This window comes from Labrenzia sp. PHM005 (assembly GCF_006517275.1).
Classification (GTDB): Bacteria; Pseudomonadota; Alphaproteobacteria; order Rhizobiales; family Stappiaceae; genus Roseibium.
Map to the genome: position 1 here is coordinate 5175311 of NZ_CP041191.1, position 21028 is coordinate 5196338.

Below are 21028 nucleotides of genomic sequence, written 5' to 3' on the forward strand. Positions count from 1 at the left end.
ACGACCCGCAGAGCGTGAGAATGCATGCATTGTAGTTTTTGCAGATGCTTCTTGAGATATACACTGGGTGGCAGGGCAGCTGTTTCGACAATAACTGGCTTAAAATTGGGAAAAAGTCAGCCAGCTGCAACCACATAAACAAAACAAACAAGAGCATTTGTGTGTGAACATGCACGCCCCATCGGCCGCGCTCTCACCAACAGAGCATGGTTCATCCAGGGAAGACTGTCTGTGGTCGAACAATATGGTTCGATCGCAAGTTCAGCGGTGTGGTGCGTTCGATTGATGCCGGTGTGGGGGCTAACTTGGTACTCGATTACAATGCGGTGGATCCGCAACTGCGTTACTTTCCGCAGGAACGTAGGGGACGAAAATCCTCAGCGGTTTATGAAGACATGAAGCGGCAGATCCTTGTAGGGGATCTGACCACTGACAGCACAATTACCGAACAATCCCTGGCAGACCAATATGGGTGCTCGCAAAGCACAATCCGCGAAGCTTTATTGACCCTGCAAGAAGACGGGCTGGTTATCCGCCGCGGCTATCAGGGCACATTCGTGACCCAAACAACAAATGAAGAAGCGGTAATCCTATTGCGGCTTCGGCTCAACATCGAAATCGGTGCGATCGGGCAAATCGTCGACAATATGACAGCTGCCCGTATGGCCGAGTTGCGAACACTGGCGGCCAAATACGAGACCGCCCGGGAACAACGGTTGATCATTGACCTCTCCGAGGCCGACACCGCGTTCCACATGACCCTGCTGCGCATTTCCGGCATGCCAATCCTGGAACCCGTCCTCTTGCGGACGATTTTGCACCTTCATCGCTTTGTCATCACACGGCACAAGCACAAGATGGTTTGGGTGGATGAAATTGCTCCATCTCATCAGGCTTTGCTGGATGCGATTGAAAGTGGGGACAAGCAGAAGTCCCGGGACATCATGACAGACCACCTGACCACCAATACGTTTGAATTGGCGGAAGATTACCGGAAAGAAGTTGTTTCAAAGGTCCGGCAACGCGTCACGGACCGCAACCAGAATTCCTATGCCCGGCATCCTAGTTAAACTGCATGTCTCAATGTTCAAGCGGTTTCCATCATCTGCTGCTGGGTGAGCATCGCTGCGCCTATGAGTTCTTTGGTGTAGGCCTTTTGCGGTGCTTGGAAAATATCGTCGACACTGCCTGCCTCCACCACTTGCCCACGTTGCATGACCATCACGGTATCGGACAGCGCCCGCACAACAGCCAGATCATGGCTGATGAACAAATAGGTCAGATCGTGGGATTTCTGTAACCCGCGCAGGAGTTCAACCACCTGTTTCTGGATGGTCCGGTCAAGCGCGGAGGTTGGTTCGTCCAAAACAACCAGCTGCGGTTTCAAGACCATCGTGCGGGCAATTGCGATCCGCTGACGCTGTCCGCCAGAGAACTCATGCGGGTAACGGTTGCGCATTACGGGATCCAGCGACACCTCTTCCAGCGCCTGACAGGCCCGCAGATCCCGGTCTTTGGCACTCAAAGATGGTTCATGGACCAGAAGGCCCTCGGAGATCACTTGGCCAACCGTCATGCGCGGGCTCAAAGAACCGAACGGATCCTGGAAGATCAGCTGCATGTCCTTACGCAAAGCCCGCATGGCCGAACGGTCTCTGCCGGAGATTACTTCGCCCTGAAAGACGACACGTCCCCCTGCTGGAAGCAAGTTCAAAATGGCACGACCAAGGGTGGATTTGCCCGATCCGCTCTCCCCCACAATTCCGAGCGTCTGCCCGCGGCGCAGAGAAAAGCTGATGTCATCAACAGCGCGCAAGATGTGTGCCGGACCGAACAGGCCGGCCTCAAGGACAAACTCTACATCCACCTTCTGCGCTTCAAGAAGAACCGGTGCACTATCAGGCACCGGCGGTTTGTGACCGGTCGGCTCGGCATCCAAAAGCATTTTTGTGTAGGGATGTTCCGGTTGAGTGAAGATCTTTGCTGTCTCACCACTCTCCACAACCTCGCCGGTTTTCATCACATAGACCCGATCAGCAATGCGCCGGACAATGCCTAAGTCATGCGTGATGAAGATCACCGCCATTCCAAGCCGTTTTTGGAGATCAGCCAGAAGGTCCAGGATCTGCGCCTGGGTGGTCACATCCAAGGCGGTGGTTGGTTCATCGGCGATCAAGACATCCGGGTCGTTGGCAAGTGCCATGGCAATCATCACCCGCTGGCGCTGACCTCCAGACATCTCATAAGGGTAAGCTTTTATCTTGCGTTCTGGCTCCGGGATGTTGACGAGTTTTAACAGCTCCAACGCCTTGGCTTTGGCCTGTTTCCAGCTGAGCTTCCCATGAACCACCATCGGTTCCGCGAGCTGACGGCCGATGGTGTAAAGCGGATCAAGCGAAGTCATCGGTTCCTGGAAGATCATCGTGATCTTCTTGCCGCGCACCTTATTCAATTGAGATGCTGGTAGTCCAAGGATGTTCGAGTTCTGATACCGGACTTCCCCCTCAGTCCGGCCGTTAGATGCCAGCAGCCCCATGGCCGCCATCAGCGTCTGGCTTTTGCCGGAGCCACTTTCCCCGACGATGGCAACCGTCTCTCCAGCGCTGACATCGATGTCGACCCCGCGAACCGCATTTACGGTTCCTGTCGCGGTCTCAAAATCTACCTTCAGATCCTTGATGGCGAGGACCGGATTTTTTGTGTCTTGTGTCATGGTCATCCTCCCCTAACGATCTTTCGGATCCAAAGCATCACGCAAACCGTCGCCGATAAAATTCAGCGCAAACAGCGTCGATGTCAGGAAAATAGAGGGGAAGATCAGCATCCAAGCTGCACCTTGAAGGTTGCGGGCCCCTTCTGAGATCAGAACGCCCCAGCTGGTCATCGGCTCTTGAATGCCGAGCCCCAGGAACGACAGAAAGCTTTCCAGAAGGATCACTTTCGGTACAAGCAAAGTCATATAGACCACCACTGGGCCCAGTGTGTTGGGAATGATATGCCGGCGGACAATACCGCCATCGCCAACGCCCATGGCTTCGGCGGCCTGAACATATTCCTGGCGCTTGATGGTGAGCGTCTGTCCACGGACAATACGGGCCATATCCAGCCATTCCACAGCCCCGACGGCGATGAACATCAAAATAAAATTCCGGCCGAAAAACACCACCAGCATGATGACGAAGAAGATAAAGGGCAGCGAATAAAGGATATCCACCACACGCATCATCATCTGATCGGTCCGTCCGCCGAGATAACCAGAGGTCGCGCCATAAAGGACACCGATTGAGATCGCAACCACCGTTGCCAACAGTCCGATTGTCAGAGAGACACGACCTGCAATGAAGGTTCGGGTCATCATATCCCGGCCATTGGCGTCAGTGCCGAAATAGAAGTGCAGATAGTTGACATCCGCGCGCACCATTGCAGACGTCTTGTCGTCTGACATGTCCAAGATTTCAGCGTTCTTGAAGAGATCGCTGCGGTCAAAATACCGGGTCGACTTGGGATTGATGGCCCGCCGGGACGTCACTGACGCGATCACGGCATCCCCATCACGCCGGAAACTTTCCACCGTCACACGCGCGCGTTTTGCGGCCGCCAAAAATGCCGGCTCCACCTGTTCTGCGCGCGGATAAGCGGTGAGGCTCGCAGGAACCTTCACGTAGTCTCTGTAAACGGTATCAAAGTCATGCGGTGACAGCATCGGCCCGAAGACGGAAATGATGGCGATTGTCGCCAGCACAATCATCGAAGCAACTGCTGCGCGGTTGGCGAGCAAACGATCACGAGCATCGTCCCAGAGCGAGCGTCCTCTTTCCGGCACATTTGTCATTGGAGTGGCTGCGAGAGTCATGGATCTGTTCCTCCTCAATCGTAGCGAACACGCGGATCAAGCAGCGCATAAAGCAGATCCACGACGAGGTTGAACAAAATAACGAAACAGGCAACGACCACGACGGTGCCCATGACCAGGGTGTAATCGCGGTTTAGCGCCCCTTGCACGAAGTACCGGCCAATGCCCGGGATACCAAAGATCGTCTCGATCACCACAGACCCGGTCAAAAGCGCCGCGGCTGCCGGGCCCAAATAAGACACCACCGGCAGGATCGCTCCGCGCAGCGCATGAACGACGATGATCATGAAGTTGGTCAAACCGTAGGCTCGGGCGGTGCGCACATGGTTGGACCTGAGGGCTTCGATCATAGAACCGCGAGTCAACCGGGCAACCACAGCGATTTGCGGCAAGGCCAAGGTGACCACAGGCAAGATAACATTCACAAAGGCGCCGCCGTTCCACCCCCCCACCGGCAGCCAGCCCAGCCAGACACCCAATATCAATGTCAGGATTGGAGCGACCACGAAGTTCGGTATTGTCACACCGAGGGTCGCCGCCGCCATGATGGAGTAATCCGCCGGTTTGTTTTGGCGCAGGGCCGCCATCACACCCAAAGTTCCGCCAACAACCAGCGCAAGGCATAGTGCGCTGAGACCAAGTTGGATGGAAATCGGCAGGCTCTGGGCAAACAACTCGTTGATGGTGAAATCCCGGAAATAGAAACTCGGGCCAAAGTCCAGCTGAGCAATGCTCTTCAAATAGAGCAGGTACTGGGCCCAGAGCGGTTCATCGAGATGATAAATCTTGTTGAGGTTCTCCATCACCTTGGCTTCCAGCGGCCGCTCCAGATCGAACGGTCCGCCCGGAGCGATCCGGATCAGAAAAAAGGAGATGGTCACAATCAAAAACAAAGTCGGAATTGCGCCGAGCAGCCGACTGAGCACATAGCGGTGCATGAAATCGTCCCTGTCGTTTTCCAACGGTCTTTCGATGCCGTTGGCTTATGCAAAACCGGCAGAAAATTTCTGCCGGTTTCGATCTTACAAGATTACTGGGAAATACTCATCCAGCGGGACGGATGGACATTGAGGAGGTTGTCCTCAAATCCAGAAACCTTGTCGGAGACCAGGTTCATGGAGCCGTAGTACATTAGCGGGACGAACGGCAGATCGCGCATGAACATTTCTTCCGCTTGCCGCAAGATACCAGCTCGCACTTCCAGATCGACGGTCGCAGCCGCCTTGTCCATCAGCGCATCATATTCAGGGTTTTCATAACGCGCGTAGTTGAAACCGGTATTGTCGCTTTCAACCATGAACAGGAAGTTCTGCGGATCGGAGTAGTCACCGATCCAGCCTGCACGCGCGATATCGAAGTCCTGACGGTCCCGCAGCATTGCATAGTGGGTCTTGGTATCCGTGTTGACCATGGAGATCTCAACACCAAGCGGCTTCCACATGTCGGCAATTGCAACGGCCGTGTTCTTATGGTTTTCCGATGTGTTGTAGTTGATGGTCAGCTGCAGCGGCTTGTCCGGACCAAAACCGGCGTTTTCGAGGAGCTCGAGCGCTTTATCCTCGCGGTCGATCTGATCCATGTCCTTGTAATCAGCATAGGCGGATTCGCCATAGTTGCCGATCCCTGGCGGTACAAAGGAATACCCGGCGACCATAACACCACCCCAAATTTCTTCGGCAAGAAATTCACGGTCGATCGACATTGACAGCGCCCGGCGGACATCCGGATTGTTCAGCGCCTCATCCTCATGGTTCAGCGCGTAATAATACGTGCCGAGGTACGGGGCGACGCGGAACTTGTCACCCAATTCTTCACGCATGAAGGCAACCTGCTCGGTCGGCGCATCGTCATTGGTATGCAACTCACCGGCCTGGAACCGGCGCAAAGCCGCACCGCGGTCCTCGGTCGGATAGTAGAAGACCGTGTCGATATTCACATTTCCTGCATCGTGGAAATGCGCGTTTTTAGTTGCCTTCACATGAGCGTTCGGAATGAACTCAACCAGGGTGTAGGCACCGTTGGAAACAAAGTTTTCTGGTTTAACAAAATCTGTCCCATGGGCATCGACCGTTGCAGGATGCACCGGCAGGCCGGTCTGGTGAGCCAGCAAATCGACGAAATAAGGGGTCGGCTCTTCTAGGGTGATCTCTAGCGTGGTGTCGTTGACCGCTTTGACGCCGAGCTCTTCCGGTTTTTTGTCACCTTTGTTGACAGCTTCAGCATTTTTAATCGGATACAGAATATTGGCGTACTTTGCGCCTGTATCCGGTGTCATGATCCGCTGCAGCGAATAAACGAAATCGCCGGCAGTCACCGGATCGCCATTTGACCATTTGGCATTGTCACGAAGGTTGAAGGTATAGACCGTGCCGTCGTTAGACAGAGACCAATCAGTGGCAACCCCTGGAATGATCTTGCCAGCAGAGCTGTATGCCACGAGGCCTTCATAAAGATCGCGCAGGATATGCGCTTCATAGACGGTGGAGGTTTTGTGCTGGTCGAGCGTTTCAGGATCGGCGGTGTTGCCACGGTGGTAGACCACTTCGGCCATAGCGGTCAGTGATGTTGCCGCCATCAGCGCAGCAGCAAGCGCAGTCGTGCGCAAGGACTTAATCATATCGTTCTCCCCTTTGGATTTTTTCGATTTAAGAAACGATAACGATATTCATTCCACGCCCATAACGTGCATTCAAGATCCACCCACTACACATTTCGTGCCATTGGCAAATTAGGCAAGATTTTTGCGCCGAACCCGCACAATAAGGAACAAATTCTCACCACCTACCCGGCAAACTAAATAAAACACACCCAGTCGGAGCGGAATTATTCCAGTTCAACGGCAAAAGCGGTATTTGCCGCTATAGGCCAAATAGGTGCCTGTATGCGGGTCAAACGATTTGTATTTTCGCGAGCAATAGGCGGTATAAGCAGGTGTAAACGGCCTCAACCCGGTTTTGGTGTGCGGCACCCGTTGCGGAGCTCCTCTATAGGCCGGCGCATAGCGTGGGGCGAGCCGCAGAGGCGGGTTGACGTAGACCCGTGACCGGTACGGATAAGCCCGGCCGTCATAGGGATGGTAGTAGTAGGGATAACCATAAGGCCGATACGGCGGGCCGTAAAACCCGCGTCCGCCATAGAAGAAGCTACCGCGGTAACCATGCCCGCCGAAGGAAAACCCGATACCGCCGGTCCCGACATAGAACGAATCCGCCTGCGCTGAACTTGGAAGGGATAATGTTCCAGCACCAGCCACAATCCCTAGAAAACTTAAGGCCGCAGCTGTGTATCTGCCGGCACTGGCTAGTCTGGCCAAGTGTCTGCACACCAGCGCATTAAGGTTTTGAGAAAAATTCCGATAGGCTCGACCAGTCACTTTGACGCCTCCATGGTTTGCCAATTGGTCTGCCCCTGCCTTCAGTTTTTACTATACAAGGTTTTGTCTGAAAAATCGCGGCTCCTACGATCAAAACTGCACTGCCAGCTTTACCTGCGCTTGCCACACTCCGCCGTGCCCCGTAAAACCCGGCGCCAAACCCATCATTACCAGACCGGACGCATATGGCCCCTCCCCCGCTTCTGACCCTTCGCGATGTTCAACTAACCTTCGGCGGCACGCCGCTTTTGACCGGCGCGGAACTTTCTGTTTCCGAGGGCGAACGCCTGTGCCTCGTCGGCCGCAACGGGTCCGGCAAGTCGACGCTTTTGAAGATCGCCGCCGGCATGGTGGAGATGGACAACGGGGAACGTTTCTTTCAGCCGGGCCGGACCATCCGCTACCTGCCGCAAGAGCCGGATCTGTCCGCCTATGGGTCGACGCTGGACTACGTCAACGAGGGCCTGACCGACGGTGATGATCCCTACCGCGGCGCTTATCTTCTGGAAGTCCTTGGCTTGACCGGCAAGGAAGATCCCAAAGCGCTGTCCGGCGGCGAAGCCCGGCGCGCGGCCCTTGCCCGCACGCTTGCCCCCGAACCCGACATTCTCTTGCTCGACGAGCCGACCAACCACCTGGATCTTCCGGCAATCGAGTGGCTGGAAGAGGAGCTGAAGAGCCTCAAATCCGCCATCGTTTTGATTTCCCACGACCGTCGCTTTCTGGAAAACTTGTCCCGAGCCACCGTCTGGATCGACCGGGGCATCTCGCGCCGCCTCGACAAGGGGTTTGCGCATTTTGAAGCCTGGCGCGACGAAGTCTTTGAGCAGGAAGAAATCGACCAGCAGAAGCTGGCGATGAAGATCAAGCGCGAAGAGCACTGGATGACCTATGGGGTCACCGCGCGGCGCAAGCGCAACATGCGCCGGGTGCGCGAGCTGGCGGACTTGAGGAAACAAAAGCGGGAGCACCGCGGACCGCAAGGCACCGCCAAGCTGACCGCCGCGGAGGGCGAAGCCTCCGGCAAACTGGTGATCGAAGCCAAAGGCGTCACCAAGACCTATGGCGACCGGGCCATCGTCAAGGAGTTCTCGACCCGCATCCAGCGCGGTGACCGCATCGGCCTTGTCGGCCCCAATGGTGCGGGCAAGACCACGCTTTTGAAGATGCTCACTGGCGACCTGTCGCCCGACACCGGCTCCATTCGCCTTGGCACCAATCTGGAGATGGTGACGCTCGACCAGAAGCGGGAAAACCTCAATCCAGAGGACAGCCTGTCTTCGGTCCTGACCGGCGGGCGCGGCGACATGGTGGTCATCGGCGAGGAAACCAAACATGTCATGTCCTACATGAAAGACTTTTTGTTTTCCCCCGAACAGGCCCGCACGCCGGTCGGTGTACTGTCCGGCGGCGAACGCGCCCGCGCCCTGCTCGCCCGCGCGCTGGCCTCAAAATCCAACCTGATGGTGCTCGACGAGCCGACCAACGACCTCGATCTGGAAACTCTGGACCTCCTGCAAGAGTTGCTTGCGGACTACAAGGGCACGGCGCTGATCGTCTCCCACGACCGTGACTTTCTCGACCGGGTGGCAACGTCGGTGATCGTCTCGGAAGGCAGCGGCCTGTGGCGTGAATATGCTGGTGGCTACACCGATATGCTCGCCCAGCGCGGCGAAGGCGTGACCGCCCGCAAGGTCGAAAAAGCCGCGCCCGCGAAGAAAGAAAAGACCACCAATTCAAATACTTCTGCCGATAAGCCGAAGAAAAAATCCAAACTCAGCTTCACCCAGCAGCACCTTCTTAAATCACTGCCTGAAGATATCGAGAAGCTTGAAGCACAGCTTGAGAAACTTCAGGCCGATATGAACGACCCGGAGCTTTATGCGAAGAACCCTGACAAATTTGCCAAGTTATCAGCGCAAATCACTGACCTTTCTGAGAAAAAGGATTCTATGGAAGAGCAGTGGCTGGAGCTGGAGATGCTGAACGAGGGGTGAGAACAATCTCGAATTGCCGGCGAAAAGCAATCGATTTTGCTTTTTGATTTTAGTACGTCCGATGCCCTAGCGCAGGGTCGTCCCAACTCACAAAATCATCCCCGCCCCCGAGCGGAGATCTATTGGTTCCCGTATTGTCTATGATGGGCAGAGCGGACGCTGGCCAACAGAGTGGTCAACAACACGCCTCTGGCCGCCGCTGCAAAGTGGATTGGATCCCCGATCAAGTCGGGGACGACCGCTGCAACTGGGGCAAGGCTAACCCGCGAAAGACGTCATCCCGCACTTGATGCGGGATCCATGCCGCTTCCCCGCCATTCTATCGATCGTGCACTTGAGCTCAGTCATGGAGTGAACCCGTTGCTCTAAGAGGGACAATGGAAAAAAGGGATGCAGCACCAGGTTATTTCAGCGCCTTTGCCACCTCAGGATACTTCTGGGAAATAAACTCAATAGCTGGTTTCAACCAGGCCCATTCGGCCGGTAGCACACCGAAAGATGTAGTCAGATAACTCCCGACGCCGATGAGCAAAGCCGTGGCAGCAGCTACGGCTCCTTTCTTCGACACCTGCTCAAACACATCATCTCCAAATCTCTCAATGGCAGAGAGGATCTTGATGGTGACCTTGCTCAACAAATTTGCCAAAGTTCGTAAAGCCCAGAACAGTCCTGTTCGTGTTGCTTTTCCAGGAGTTGCAAAAAGCGTCTGCACTCCCTTGATTAAATGAGGTGTTTCCTCTGCAAATGCTTCAGGATTTTTTCTGTCTGTTCTGCCGCTATTTTCAGCGCTTCATAAATAACTTCCGCCTTGTCCTCCGGTACGCCGTTTTCCAAATCCATGATCATCAAACGGCGCCATTCCTCAAACTGGCGAATGAAAAGGAGATGAAGACTGACAAGAGAATTCAGCCGGGCTTTCGGTTCTGGCAAGAGATATGCGCTATCCGGATCTTCGCTGTCATATTCCTTATGCAACTCTGCGAGATCATTCCCCGCCATCCCCAAAAACACGACTTTCGTGTCCTCAATCTGTGCGCCCAAAGCCTCTGAGTAATCTGAAATAAGCTCAACCAAATGCGGATGGTTGTTACCAACCGTTTCTTTCAAAGCAAGCGCCCGCCTTAGCAAGCCAGAATGGAAATCCTTCAGACTTGAACCGGTTGCCTCGCCATCAGACGGCCCCTTGACGATCGGGCTGATTTTATCGTCAGCTTCTGCAAATTGTGCGGGCGCGTCTTTCTGATCTGGTATCTCCAGAGCGTCTATGCCGACGGCGCCAATGGGATTTTCGCCAGCATAAGGATCGAACCCTTCTAGCAGCTGGCAAATGGCCGGGTTCACAACAGCAGGCCCCTGTTCCCACAGCTGCTCAGGTAACGAAATCCGGGCAAATTCCAAGCTGGAATTTGGCTCCGTTCCTAAGAGCCGTTCGTCATACCAGTCCGTCCAGACCTGCCAGTCTTCATTCCTGGCATCGAGCAATTTCATTGTATCTTTCCAAGATAGGTCGGAAACTCGCGGTATTTGTGATTGATGCCAAAGAGGCCGGCAAGCCAAGTTATTAACTGTCCGCCCTTCAGCGCCGCTAGCTAAGTCCCGCTCAATCTCGTCAGCGGAGTGATCCGAAGTTGTTGCGGCAAGTTGCAACGCTTCCGCAGCCCTTTGAATCATCGTTTCTCTAGACCGGGGAAAGCTACATGAGGCAGCAGTGCAAAGGGCCGCGATGGCATTTCTCGTCGTACCTTCCGCTCTATTCTCAATTAGCCGTTTCGTGGCCTTTTCTAAGTTCTCGACGATTTTGGGAACCGGCAGATCCGCACTGCGCTCAGGTGCGACGGCTAGTGCGAAAGTGAGCGACACGCCGCGCAATACATGCAGCAAATCGCAGCCTAAGCTATCGTCCTCAGAATCGCTTAAAATTGATTGGATATAGGGCAGCATCCGCAATGCAGTTCGGGCGGCAAGCGCGTAGATCACCTTCTCTGAAAATCTAATAATCCGCTTGTCGACATTCATCATAAGAGCAGGTGGTTGGGGCGTGAACTCGTCCGGCCATTTCTCCCGATCTTGCTCCAAAGACCCCGACGAATGATCCTCTATCAGCTCATAAATTACCGGATTGATCGCCTTTGGTCCCAATGCCCACAGCTTCTCCGGCAACAGCACACGGCTAATTTCCAACTCTTCGTTTTCCTGGCGGCCAAAAAGCCGGTCTTCGTACCACTCCGTCCAGACACACCAGTTTGGGCTAAGTGCCAGCAGCGTATCGTTTAGGCGCTTCCGGTGGTCTTCAAAGAACTCTGGAATATCAGCCTCCGGCCAAAGAGTTCGGCGCATCAAATAGGTCGCTCTGTTTCCATCTGAGATAAATCGCCAGTCATGGTGCAAAGCGGCTTGGGCTGCAGCGGCAGCAGCTGAGGCGTTGAAAGCGGAGACGGCGGCTGTCACTCTTGCCGCTGTGAAAGCAGCAGTGGCAGCGGCATCGTCGGTGGCAGTCTTGCTGGTTGTGACTGCGGCGTAGTACGCGGCAAGAGCGGCGGCGTCAGCAATTACGTCCGGGGCACAGGCAGCGATGGCGGCGTCGGTAGGGTTTGGACTTTTGGCTGGATACATGGCCACAGCCCGTGATGCAGCAAGTGCCCGTAACACCGGCAAGAGAATGGTTATTGCCCGTTCTTTTGGCTGTTTCTTTAACGCGCTGGACAAAAGCGGCAGGACGCGCATCGCGGCGCGTACGGCGATTGCTATGGAAACACCACGCGGCTGGGTTTTCAGCCACGTCTCCAATACCTCGTGGTCGAAATCCCCACCTGCCAATCCGCCCGCCACTTCACCATCTCACTTTCAGCGAAACTTACAAAATCCACCTTTAATTGTATTTTCGCAAAACAACAATCAACTGCATTGCTCGCTCGGCCGCCAAACGGAAACATGTTCGACCATGTGACCCTGGAGGAACTTGTGCTTCCGGGGTCTTATGCGCCACACAGGTACTGCCATTCCCAAGATTTCAGATGCCGCGTCGCCCGCATGCCTAACAAGTTTAAGTCAGAACATATTGGTTTTTCGGCCAACTACGGAACGGCAAATTCAACCGGAGGCAGATCCTAGCGGACAATCTAATCCGCACGGCCCTGAGACAGGCGGAACAGCGGATGGCCGGATTGTTTGCGGGCTTTGACGACCGCGGGAAGAAGCTTTTGATTGATGGAGCGGCCGCAGGCATTGCGCGGCAGAACGGCACGGACAGGATAGTTTTCGTATAAGTGCCGTTCAAACGCATCTTCAAGACCAGCGAGAACAATGGCTTCATCCGTGGGTGGCTCTGCATAGATAAATGCGTCGATCCGTCCAAGGCGCACTTTGTTCAACGAGCATTCAATGCAGCTGCTGCCGTCCACAGGAAACGGAAAGAAGTCTATGTGCGCGCTGTCCGTTTCGATTGTTCTCGTCCCATCCGTCAATTGCGCAAGTGTCAAAGCCGACCCGGCCGCCACGTAGAACTGAAAGGGCACGTTGAACAGGACGGCATCGGAATACATCAGCTTTGCATTGACGAATGGCGTATTGCTGTCGTGGAGCAGTGGGATATGCATATCTGCCCGCCCGCTCTCCACATTGATCATGGAACGTGCAAACGGGACGACATCGTTAACAACGTCAACGTCAGCGAACTCGGCAACGTTTTCTATGAACCGGACCAGACCGCCTTTACCGCCAATATCGGCAAGGCCTGGAAGATCCGCAATGCTCACCCGCCACGTATTTTCCAATGGACATACGCCAGCGATCGTTTCGGTGTTGGTTAGCGCCAAAATAGCGACCGCCGCTGCGGCTGCACGTATCACATGCCCCTCCTCGGACCCTTGATGATCTTACACCAAATGCAAGGCCCTACTAGAAGACACACATCTTGTTTATCAAAAGACTATTTTGGAATAATTTCCCGGAGATCTTTGTAAAACACAGTTGTGTCGTCGAACCCTTCGTGACTGCCATAGGCATAGTCCGGAATGACGCCGACTTTTATGTAGCCGCATGTGGGATAAAGCTTTTCGGCCCGATCCCCCGTGACAGTATCAAGAACCAGCAACCAGCGGCCGAGTGATAAAGCCAACCCATCGATGGCCGTCATTAACTTGCGGGCAAGGCCTTTGCGCCGGTGATCCGGGTGTACCATGAGTTTGGCAACGTCCGCCCGATGCCGGCCGTTGTCCTGGGGGGCAAGGCACAGCATGACCACGCCAGCAATTTCGGCGCCATCCTTGGCAACCAACATAAACGCGGTCCCACCGGCAACATCTGCAGCACGTTCCCGCCAGAAAGCTTCGGCCTTTTCCAGCGTCAGTGGCAGGACAAAGCCAATCCCGGCACCGTCCTCAACGCAATCTTTCAAAAGCTTAGCCAAGTCCGGGACAGCGGCGTCGGCCTCTTCAGCCGAGAGCAAATGAACCGGCCGCTCGGGAACAAAGGATGATGCAGCTGGCGTCCTAGAAGAAACGTCAAAAACAGTCATGGGGTGATCACCGTCAAAAGATAACGCGCGGAATCCGGTCCAGGCGCATGGTAAGAATTTGGAGAATTCAGACGAAACCGCAGACAATCTCCGGCTTGAAGATCATGACGCTTTTCGCCGAGGGTTACGCAGAGGTTTCCCTCCAACAGCACCAGGTGATGTTCCAAATCAGGCAACGGTGGCACGGAATAGGAGATGATGGCGCCGGCCGGCAGAGTTCCCTCGATAACACTGCCGCGAAATCCAGAGACGGCAGGTGACACGCTGCGCCTTAAAAATCCTGTTTCCGGATCCTGCCAGACTATCTGATCATGAAGCCCTACTTTGGCATCGTGGGACGCAGGCCCAAACCCGAATAACTCCGCCATGGATAGACCAAAAGCTTTGGCCAAGTGCCCCAGCGCCACAGCGGTCGGGCTGGTATCGCCGCGCTCGATCCGGGACAGGGTCGCCCGGCTAATGTCTGATTTTTCCGCCAGGTCTTCGAGCGACCAATCGCGCGCTTTGCGCAAGTTGCTCAGCCTTCTGGCAAGATTTTCCTGTGTGTCGGCCACAAGCACTCCTCATATTTGAGATTTTTCTCATATATGAGAATCGACGTTTTGCATAGTTGAAAATGAATTGCTGTGGCGCCCAATGAATATCTGTTGGAGGTACCGCCCCGGCCTTGTGCAGAGGCCAAGTCTTTTCCGGTCCCGGCTCAAGGCCGGGACGGGAACAGTTTCTCTTTGCGGATGTTAAAACATATCCTCGGCTGTGGTCAGACCCATAACCATCCAGTCCTGCATGCCGCCCCGGTAGTAGAAGATTTTATCGACCGGATAGCCTTCCCGCGCCATTGCCTTGATCGCGACCGGGCTTTGCGGACAGGCTGGACCGTTGCAAAAGGCAATTACATTCTCAGCCTTTGAACAGTCCCAGCTGCCCTGCCCGCCGCTGCAGCCAAATTCGTCGAGCCGCATGGCCACTTCGGTATAAGGAATATGCATGCTGCCCGGAATGGTCGCCTGCGTGCGCCATTCCAACGTGCGCATATCGACGACCTTGGCACTGCCGGTCTTCAAGGCGTCAATGACTTCCAGTTCACCGACGGGTGTGACACCGGGAACCGGCACCATTGGCTGCAACACGCCGCCAATCAGCGCTGCGTCGGTTTTGGTTCGCGTGATGTCGACCGCGCCATCCTCTGTCTGGATGGTCACCACCGTATTGTCGCCGGAGATTTTAAGTTCCCCTTCCGCGTTCACTGCGGCGCCGGTGAACGGCAGCAATAAAACCGCGGCAGTTAGTCCAAGAAGTTGACTGCGCATTGATATCCTCCCAACTCCATCTCGTGGAGATAAATATACATATTCATATTTTTGAATATTTTTTCTTGGGAGGCAAGCAGTGAAGTTACAAATATCAGAAGAGCATCCCGGCGCCCGCGATGATCCGCCGGGATGCCCTGTTGTTATGTTTGGCCTCAGACCCGCGAGAAAACCGCACTGGCGTTGACACCGCCGAACCCGAAACCATTGGTCAAAACATGATCAACCTGGCGGTCGATCGCTTTGTCCGGCACCAACTCGAACTTGGTCATAGCCTCATCCGGATTGACCAGATTGCGCGACGGCGGCAACTGGCCGGTGGTCAGCGCCTTGACACAGGCAATGGCTTCGACGGCGCCAGCTGCCCCCAGCAAATGACCGAACATGGATTTTGAGGAAGACACGGCGAGGTCCTTGCCACGTCCCTCAAACAATGTGTTCAGTGAAGCGACCTCCGCAGCATCCCCGACAGGGGTCGAGGTGGAATGCGCATTGACATAACCAATGTCGGCCGGTGTCAGATTTGCAGTCGCAAGCGCCTGTTTCATTGCCCGCAATCCGCCTTCACCATCAGCAGGAGACGCGGTGACGTGATGCGCATCGGCCGATGTGCCATACCCCTTAAGCTCCACGAGGATAGTGGCACCGCGCGCAATGGCGTGCTCATAGTCCTCCAGAATGAGAATACCCGCGCCTTCGCCCATGATGAACCCGTCACGGTCCTGGTCGAACGGCCGGGATGCATTGGCTGGATCCTCGTTGCGTTTGGACGACATCGCCTTGGCTGCGCAGAAACCGGCATAAGACACACGATCAATACAGGCTTCCGTGCCGCCGGCGACCATGACGTCGGCTTCACCGCTTCGGATGATGCGGGCCGCATCCCCGAGCGCTTGCAAGCTGGCAGCACAGGCAGTCACTGGCGCGCCGATAGGTCCTTTGAGCCCATGACGGATCGACACTTGGCCGGCGGCCAGATTGGCGAGGAACGACGGCACCAAAAACGGTGACGCCCGGCGCGGACCTTTCTCATCGACAAGGCGGGTTCCAGCGGTCATCGCCGGAAAGCCGCCAACACCGGTTCCGATGATCGTTCCGGTCCGGTTCTTTTCTTCATCGGTTTCAGGCGACCAACCGGCCTGAGTCAAAGCTTCACCGGCTGCAGCCAAGGCAAAGTGAATAAACCGGTCGGTCCGCCGTTGTTCGCGGGCATCGAGCGCGGCATTGACATCAAAACCAAGCGCGTCCTCTTCAATTGTCGGCACTTCGCCGGCAATCTGGCAGGCAAGATCACTGGCATCGAATTTCGTAATGCGCCGGATGCCGTTGGCCCCTTCGACAACCCGGCTCCAAAATGCATCTACGCCGGTTCCAATCGGAGACACCACGCCAATCCCCGTCACGACCACTCGTCTCATAATCTCACCTCGCACCTTTCAGTTGTTGTGTAACTACACATTTCAGTTCGAATGTTTGCCCCGACACGCCCCGCAACCTTGATGTTTCCAGCCTTAGACCTGCGATAAGCGCTTCAGCAGGCGGACAGCTGTCAAAAAATCTTCCTCACCTAACAGCTCTCGCACATGCCCCTGGGCCTCCCGCCACAACGGCAGCGCGCTTTCGACCATGGCATTGCCTTGCCCGGTGATGGTAAACGCCTTGCCTCTTGCATCTTCCGCAGAACGGCTGAGGAGAAGGCCCTTTTTTTCCAAAAGCGCAACATTGCGAACCAGAGTGGTTCGCTCCATAGACAACCGTTCGGCCAGTTCTGCCGTGGTCAATCCATCGTGCTCGCGTACTGTGACCAGCACCGAAAACTGGCCGGACGTGAATCCGGTCTGACGCGCCATCTGATCATAATACCGGCTGACAGAGCGCGCGGCTTTGCGGGCATTGGTTAAAACACAAAGGGAAAAATCATCTTCAGCCATGACCCTGTAATGTGCATTTACACACTTATTGTCAAGAAGCCCGCTCAAGAACCAATGTCATCAATGCGTTGCGTATTTCCTCCAAACCGGTATCGTCAAGAATGACAGTCATGCTTTTAGGAGGGCACGATGGCCGACGCTGTTCAGACTATGGAAGATATGAAAACCAAAATCCAGGAGAACTGGGGCTGGTTTCTGGCCCTCGGCATCGCATTGGTGCTTGGTGGAATCATTCTGATTGCCGCACCGCTGGCGACCTCGATTGCGGTGACGATCCTGATTGCCGCCGTCCTGTTCGTTGGCGGTTTGGTGCAGATCTATCACGCCTTCAAAACTCAAGGCACAGCGGCGTTTTTGTGGGATCTAATCACCGGCGTCATCGCTGTCATTGGCGGGATCGTGATTTATGTAAATCCGCTAGCCGGCACTTTCGCCCTGACCCTGGTGATTGCGGCGATCTTTGCGGCTCAAGGTGTCAGCCAGATCCTGCTGGCCTTCAAGCTGCGCCCGCATGAAGGCTGGGTCTGGGTGCTGATAGCCGGAGTTGTCTCGCTCGCTGCCGGTATCATGATCTGGATGGATCTTCCAGGCTCAGCTGCCTGGGCACTTGGTTTGATCGCCGGCATTTCGGTCCTGGTCAACGGCTGGAGTTACATCGCAATCGCCCTGGCCGCCCGCGCTATTAAGTCCTGAAGCGGTATTTTAGATAGCAATTATCTGACTACACCCGGCAAGATCCCTTTTGCCGGGACATGGTTTCATGTAGTTTGCCGGTTCGTGAAACTCACAGGCGATGCCTGTCAACCGGCTTCAAAGCATGATTGCTGTTCTTGGGCGCATGCCCGGACAACCTCATAACAAAGCCCACTGGTGGTGGCCGCCTCCCGCCAGCCGATGACGTTTGCGCGTCAATGCGCAAGGCAAACTTCAAGAAATACGTCAACGGACGACACTTATGACATCTGTAAATTTGCGCGGCGAAACCCGCGTGCTTCATGTTGCCTGGGCGGACGGCACCAGCGCGGACTTTCCTTACCTTTGGCTGCGGGACAATTGCCCGAGCGGCTTTCATCCCCAAACCCACGAGCGCCAGTTTGATCTGACCAGCATACCGACCAATCTTGGCATCGAGAAAGCTGAAGTAGACGGTGAAGCTATTCTGATCAAATGGGATCAGGAAGACCATCAAAGCCGGTTCGATCCAGATTGGTTGAAGGCGCACCTACCGGGAAGCGGCTTGAGCGACCCAGCCAATGTCCCGCCGACTTTGTGGCGCGGCGATTGTGCGCCCTCGACCCTGCCGCGGATCAGCGCTTCAAAACTCATGAACGATGACGGCGCTCTTTTAGATTTTCTGATTGCCACCAAAAAAACCGGTCTCGCAATTGTTGATGGCATGGCGGATGACCGGGATGCCGGTATGACAGCCGCCAAGCGGATCGGTTTCCTGCGCGAGACGAATTTCGGCGTGACTTTCGAAGTCCGGTCGATGCCGAACCCGAACAACCTTGCCTATACCTCTCATGCGCTGCCGCTGCACACTGATCTGGCAAACCAGGAATTGCCCCCGGGGTTTCAGTTCCTGCATTGCCTGGCAAATGATGCAGAAGGCGGCGGTTCAACTTTTTGCGACGGTTTTGCCATTGCCGAGGATCTGCGCCAGAACGATCCTGAGGCCTTCGACCTTCTGTCCCAGACACCGGTGCCGTTCCGTTTTCACGACGACAACTACGACATCCGCCGCCATCAAACGGTGATTGATCTGGATGCCTTCGGCAATCTGCAGGAACTGCATTTCAATGCGCACCTGGCCGGTGTCTTTGACCTACCAGCGGAGAAAATGGAGGCCTATTACCGGGCTTACCGGAAGATCATGGCGATGACCCGGTCGGACGACTATGTCATCACAACCCGCCTGGAAGGCGGCGAAATGGTGATCTTCGACAATCGCCGTGTTCTGCACGGCCGCGCGGCCTTTGACCCCAACACCGGCTACCGCCACCTTCGCGGCTGCTACGTCGACCGGGGTGAATTCGACAGCAAGATCCGGGTCTTGAGCAGGTAGCACTCAGACTTTGCAACAACCACAACCGTCATTGCCGGACTTGATCCGGCAATCCACGTCGTGACGTTTCGTCGGCGCACATCTGTGCAAACGGAGACGAAGCGGAATGGATCCCATGGTCAAGCCATGGGATGACGGAGGTGGAGAGCCTTAAAACACTCTGCCGTCCTGGCCTTCTAGCCGGGACGGCGCCTTTGGGTTCAGGAAAAAATCAGCGCCTTGTCGTTTTCGGTGAGGATCTTCCAGCCCCCCTCTTCCAGTCCCGCCACGCCCAGCGCGCCGATCCGGCTGCGGGAGAGGTCCGTGACGTGGTTGCCGGTAGCGGCGAACATGCGGCGGACCTGATGATAGCGGCCTTCGTGAAGGGTCAGCCGGGCATGGGTCTCCTCCAAGACCTCAAGTTCCGCCGGCTTCAAAGGTTTCACTTCACTTTCCAGCATCATCTCGCCGGAGGCAAAGAGCGCTGCCTCATCGCCCTTCAGCGGCCGGTCGAGCGTCACCTCATAGACCTTCGGCACGTTGGATTTCGGTGAAATCACCCGGTGCAGGAACGTACCATCATCCGTAAAAAGCAGCGCCCCAGAAGTTTCCTTGTCGAGCCGACCGATGGTTGACAGCACCGGTTTGCGCAATCGGTAACGGTCCGGCAGAAGGTCATAGACCAGCCGTCCGTGATCCTTGATTGAACATGTGTAGCCGAGCGGCTTGTTCATCAGGATGACAACACCTTGGGCCGGGTCGATCGGCTCATCATCAAAGAGAATGTCTTCATGCGGCGTCTTGCTGTCGGCTTTGAGCGTATTTCCGTCCTTATCAGTTGCCCAGCCATTACGGATCGCCTGCTGCATTTCCTTGCGGCTGCCATAGCCCAAATTGGCGAGAAGCTTGACCAATCTCATCAGCGCGCTCCCTTGCCCTTGGTGGCCTTGATCACTTTGTAGCCGCCCTCATCGGCCAGCATTTCCACCCGGTCAAACACGTCCCCGAGCGTCCGCTCATAGGGGAGATGCCGGTTGGCGACCAGATAGAAGACCCCACCGGAGCGCAGCCCCTGCGCCGCCGCCCGGATAAATCCTTGCCCAACATCGGCCCGGTCGGCTTTTCCAGACTGGTGGAACGGCGGATTGGACACCAGAAAATCATACGGCCCCTCTATGCCCTTGGTGACATCCGACCAGATGCCGGTTAGGGCCTTCTTGCCTTTAAAGCCGGACAGGTTTTCTTCAGCCAGATCAAGCGCCCGTTTTTCGGCTTCATAAAGATCCATGGCGGCAACCTTCGGTGCCTTTTCCAGAACCATGCGGCTGAGAAATCCGAAACCAGACCCCAAATCTGCCCCGCGGCCGCTAAGCGTGTCCGGCAGGTGGTTTGCCAGCAGCTTGGACGCCGGATCAATCCGGTCCCAGGCGAAAACGCCTGGACGGCTGACATAGGCGCCATCCAGAACCGGGCGGGGCGAGTCGAGCTCCTGCCAATCTTTCAACAGCGCCGCGTCTAGAGTGTCCGGTTCGACCTGTCCCCAGACCACCCGGCATTTGTTCTTGGAAAGCTTATCCGCGCTGCCCAAAAGAGCCGCAAAATCCTGCTCTAGCGTTTTGGCACCTTCCGTATTTGGCGCACAGGCAATGACAAAACCGCCGGCTTTCACCTTTGACGCGGCACGAGCCAGCAGAGCCCTGGCTTCCTGACGCTGACGGCCAGGCAAAACCAGAACCGCATCGAAGTCTTTTTCTTCCGTTTCCGCCTCGACCTTGTATCCGGCCTTTTGCAGAGCATCCCGGTCCGGCGCAAAACTTTGCTCGCACAAAAGGCTGTGACCGTTGAGCTCATTCAGCGGGCGGCCAGCCCTTGCCCTGAGCATCAACAAGCGGGCTGCCTCCGGCAGTTCCACATCGCCGGAGGATATCGGCAGGATGAGTGTTTCTAGGGCGGGATCGGACATGGACGGCCTTTGGGCAAAAAGGAGATTGCGCGCTCTTACCC

The 21028-nt window shown here is 55.6% G+C and carries 19 protein-coding genes; 4 read left to right on the top strand and 15 right to left on the bottom strand.

Going from position 1 to position 21028, the window contains the following annotated elements; genetic code table 11:
* Positions 1-269 precede the first annotated feature (269 nt).
* Positions 270-1070, top strand: a complete 801-nt coding sequence (locus FJ695_RS23440; protein ID WP_209010792.1) for a GntR family transcriptional regulator — start codon at positions 270-272, stop codon at positions 1068-1070.
* A 17-nt stretch (positions 1071-1087) separates the two neighbouring features.
* On the opposite strand, the gene FJ695_RS23445 is transcribed toward FJ695_RS23440, so the two are convergent.
* The 5 genes from FJ695_RS23445 to FJ695_RS23465 form a co-directional block, all read right to left on the bottom strand.
* Positions 1088-2713: an ABC transporter ATP-binding protein gene (locus FJ695_RS23445; protein WP_141187694.1), complete on the bottom strand. Its 1626-nt coding sequence runs from the start codon at positions 2711-2713 to the stop codon at positions 1088-1090.
* Positions 2714-2725: 12 nt separating this feature from the next.
* Positions 2726-3853, bottom strand: coding sequence for an ABC transporter permease subunit (locus FJ695_RS23450; protein ID WP_141187695.1), 1128 nt, complete (start codon positions 3851-3853; stop codon positions 2726-2728).
* Between the two features lie 14 nt (positions 3854-3867).
* Positions 3868-4791 carry an oligopeptide ABC transporter permease OppB gene (oppB, locus tag FJ695_RS23455; RefSeq protein ID WP_141187696.1) on the bottom strand — a complete coding sequence of 308 codons (924 nt, stop codon included), beginning with the start codon at positions 4789-4791 and terminating at the stop codon, positions 3868-3870.
* A gap of 92 nt (positions 4792-4883) precedes the next feature.
* The gene (locus FJ695_RS23460) at positions 4884-6470 is read right to left on the bottom strand and encodes a peptide ABC transporter substrate-binding protein (protein ID WP_141187697.1); all 1587 of its coding nucleotides are present in this window, start codon (positions 6468-6470) and stop codon (positions 4884-4886) included.
* A 216-nt stretch (positions 6471-6686) separates the two neighbouring features.
* Positions 6687-7166: a BA14K family protein gene (locus FJ695_RS23465; RefSeq protein WP_209010793.1), complete on the bottom strand. Its 480-nt coding sequence runs from the start codon at positions 7164-7166 to the stop codon at positions 6687-6689.
* A gap of 245 nt (positions 7167-7411) precedes the next feature.
* On the opposite strand from FJ695_RS23465, the gene FJ695_RS23470 reads away from it, so the two are divergent.
* A complete protein-coding gene (locus FJ695_RS23470) occupies positions 7412-9223 on the top strand; it encodes an ATP-binding cassette domain-containing protein (protein ID WP_141187698.1) in 1812 nt (603 codons plus the stop codon).
* 403 nt (positions 9224-9626) lie between these two features.
* Here the strand turns inward: FJ695_RS23470 and FJ695_RS23475 are convergent, their stop codons facing one another.
* The 8 genes from FJ695_RS23475 to FJ695_RS23510 form a co-directional block, all read right to left on the bottom strand.
* The gene (locus tag FJ695_RS23475) at positions 9627-9857 is read right to left on the bottom strand and encodes a hypothetical protein (protein ID WP_141187699.1); all 231 of its coding nucleotides are present in this window, start codon (positions 9855-9857) and stop codon (positions 9627-9629) included.
* Positions 9858-9943: 86 nt separating this feature from the next.
* Positions 9944-12052 (bottom strand): hypothetical protein, encoded by a 2109-nt coding sequence (locus tag FJ695_RS23480; RefSeq protein ID WP_141187700.1) that lies wholly within the window; start codon positions 12050-12052, stop codon positions 9944-9946.
* 290 nt (positions 12053-12342) lie between these two features.
* Positions 12343-13071: a hypothetical protein gene (locus FJ695_RS23485; RefSeq protein ID WP_141187701.1), complete on the bottom strand. Its 729-nt coding sequence runs from the start codon at positions 13069-13071 to the stop codon at positions 12343-12345.
* Between the two features lie 80 nt (positions 13072-13151).
* Positions 13152-13739, bottom strand: coding sequence for a GNAT family N-acetyltransferase (locus tag FJ695_RS23490; RefSeq protein ID WP_141187702.1), 588 nt, complete (start codon positions 13737-13739; stop codon positions 13152-13154).
* A complete protein-coding gene (locus FJ695_RS23495; RefSeq protein WP_141187703.1) occupies positions 13736-14293 on the bottom strand; it encodes a helix-turn-helix domain-containing protein in 558 nt (185 codons plus the stop codon). The genes FJ695_RS23490 and FJ695_RS23495 overlap by 4 nt, the downstream gene beginning before the upstream one ends.
* A 183-nt stretch (positions 14294-14476) precedes the next feature.
* Positions 14477-15049 (bottom strand): rhodanese-like domain-containing protein, encoded by a 573-nt coding sequence (locus FJ695_RS23500; protein ID WP_141187704.1) that lies wholly within the window; start codon positions 15047-15049, stop codon positions 14477-14479.
* A 155-nt stretch (positions 15050-15204) separates the two neighbouring features.
* Positions 15205-16467 (bottom strand): beta-ketoacyl-ACP synthase II, encoded by a 1263-nt coding sequence (gene fabF, locus FJ695_RS23505; RefSeq protein WP_141187705.1) that lies wholly within the window; start codon positions 16465-16467, stop codon positions 15205-15207.
* A gap of 93 nt (positions 16468-16560) precedes the next feature.
* A complete protein-coding gene (locus FJ695_RS23510) occupies positions 16561-16980 on the bottom strand; it encodes a MarR family winged helix-turn-helix transcriptional regulator (RefSeq protein WP_141187706.1) in 420 nt (139 codons plus the stop codon).
* Positions 16981-17109: 129 nt separating this feature from the next.
* Between FJ695_RS23510 and FJ695_RS23515 the strand changes: the two genes are divergently transcribed.
* The gene (locus tag FJ695_RS23515; protein ID WP_141187707.1) at positions 17110-17673 is read left to right on the top strand and encodes an HdeD family acid-resistance protein; all 564 of its coding nucleotides are present in this window, start codon (positions 17110-17112) and stop codon (positions 17671-17673) included.
* A gap of 262 nt (positions 17674-17935) precedes the next feature.
* Entirely contained in the window at positions 17936-19045 is a 1110-nt protein-coding gene (locus tag FJ695_RS23520; protein WP_141187708.1) for a TauD/TfdA family dioxygenase, read from the top strand.
* A 200-nt stretch (positions 19046-19245) separates the two neighbouring features.
* On the opposite strand, the gene FJ695_RS23525 is transcribed toward FJ695_RS23520, so the two are convergent.
* Both FJ695_RS23525 and FJ695_RS23530 read right to left on the bottom strand, forming a co-directional pair.
* On the bottom strand, positions 19246-19944 hold the full coding sequence (locus FJ695_RS23525; protein ID WP_141187709.1) for a pseudouridine synthase: 699 nt from the start codon (positions 19942-19944) through the stop codon (positions 19246-19248).
* Positions 19944-20987: a class I SAM-dependent methyltransferase gene (locus FJ695_RS23530; protein WP_141187710.1), complete on the bottom strand. Its 1044-nt coding sequence runs from the start codon at positions 20985-20987 to the stop codon at positions 19944-19946. Before FJ695_RS23530 ends, FJ695_RS23525 begins: the two co-directional genes overlap by 1 nt.
* Between the last annotated feature and the right edge of the window lie 41 nt (positions 20988-21028).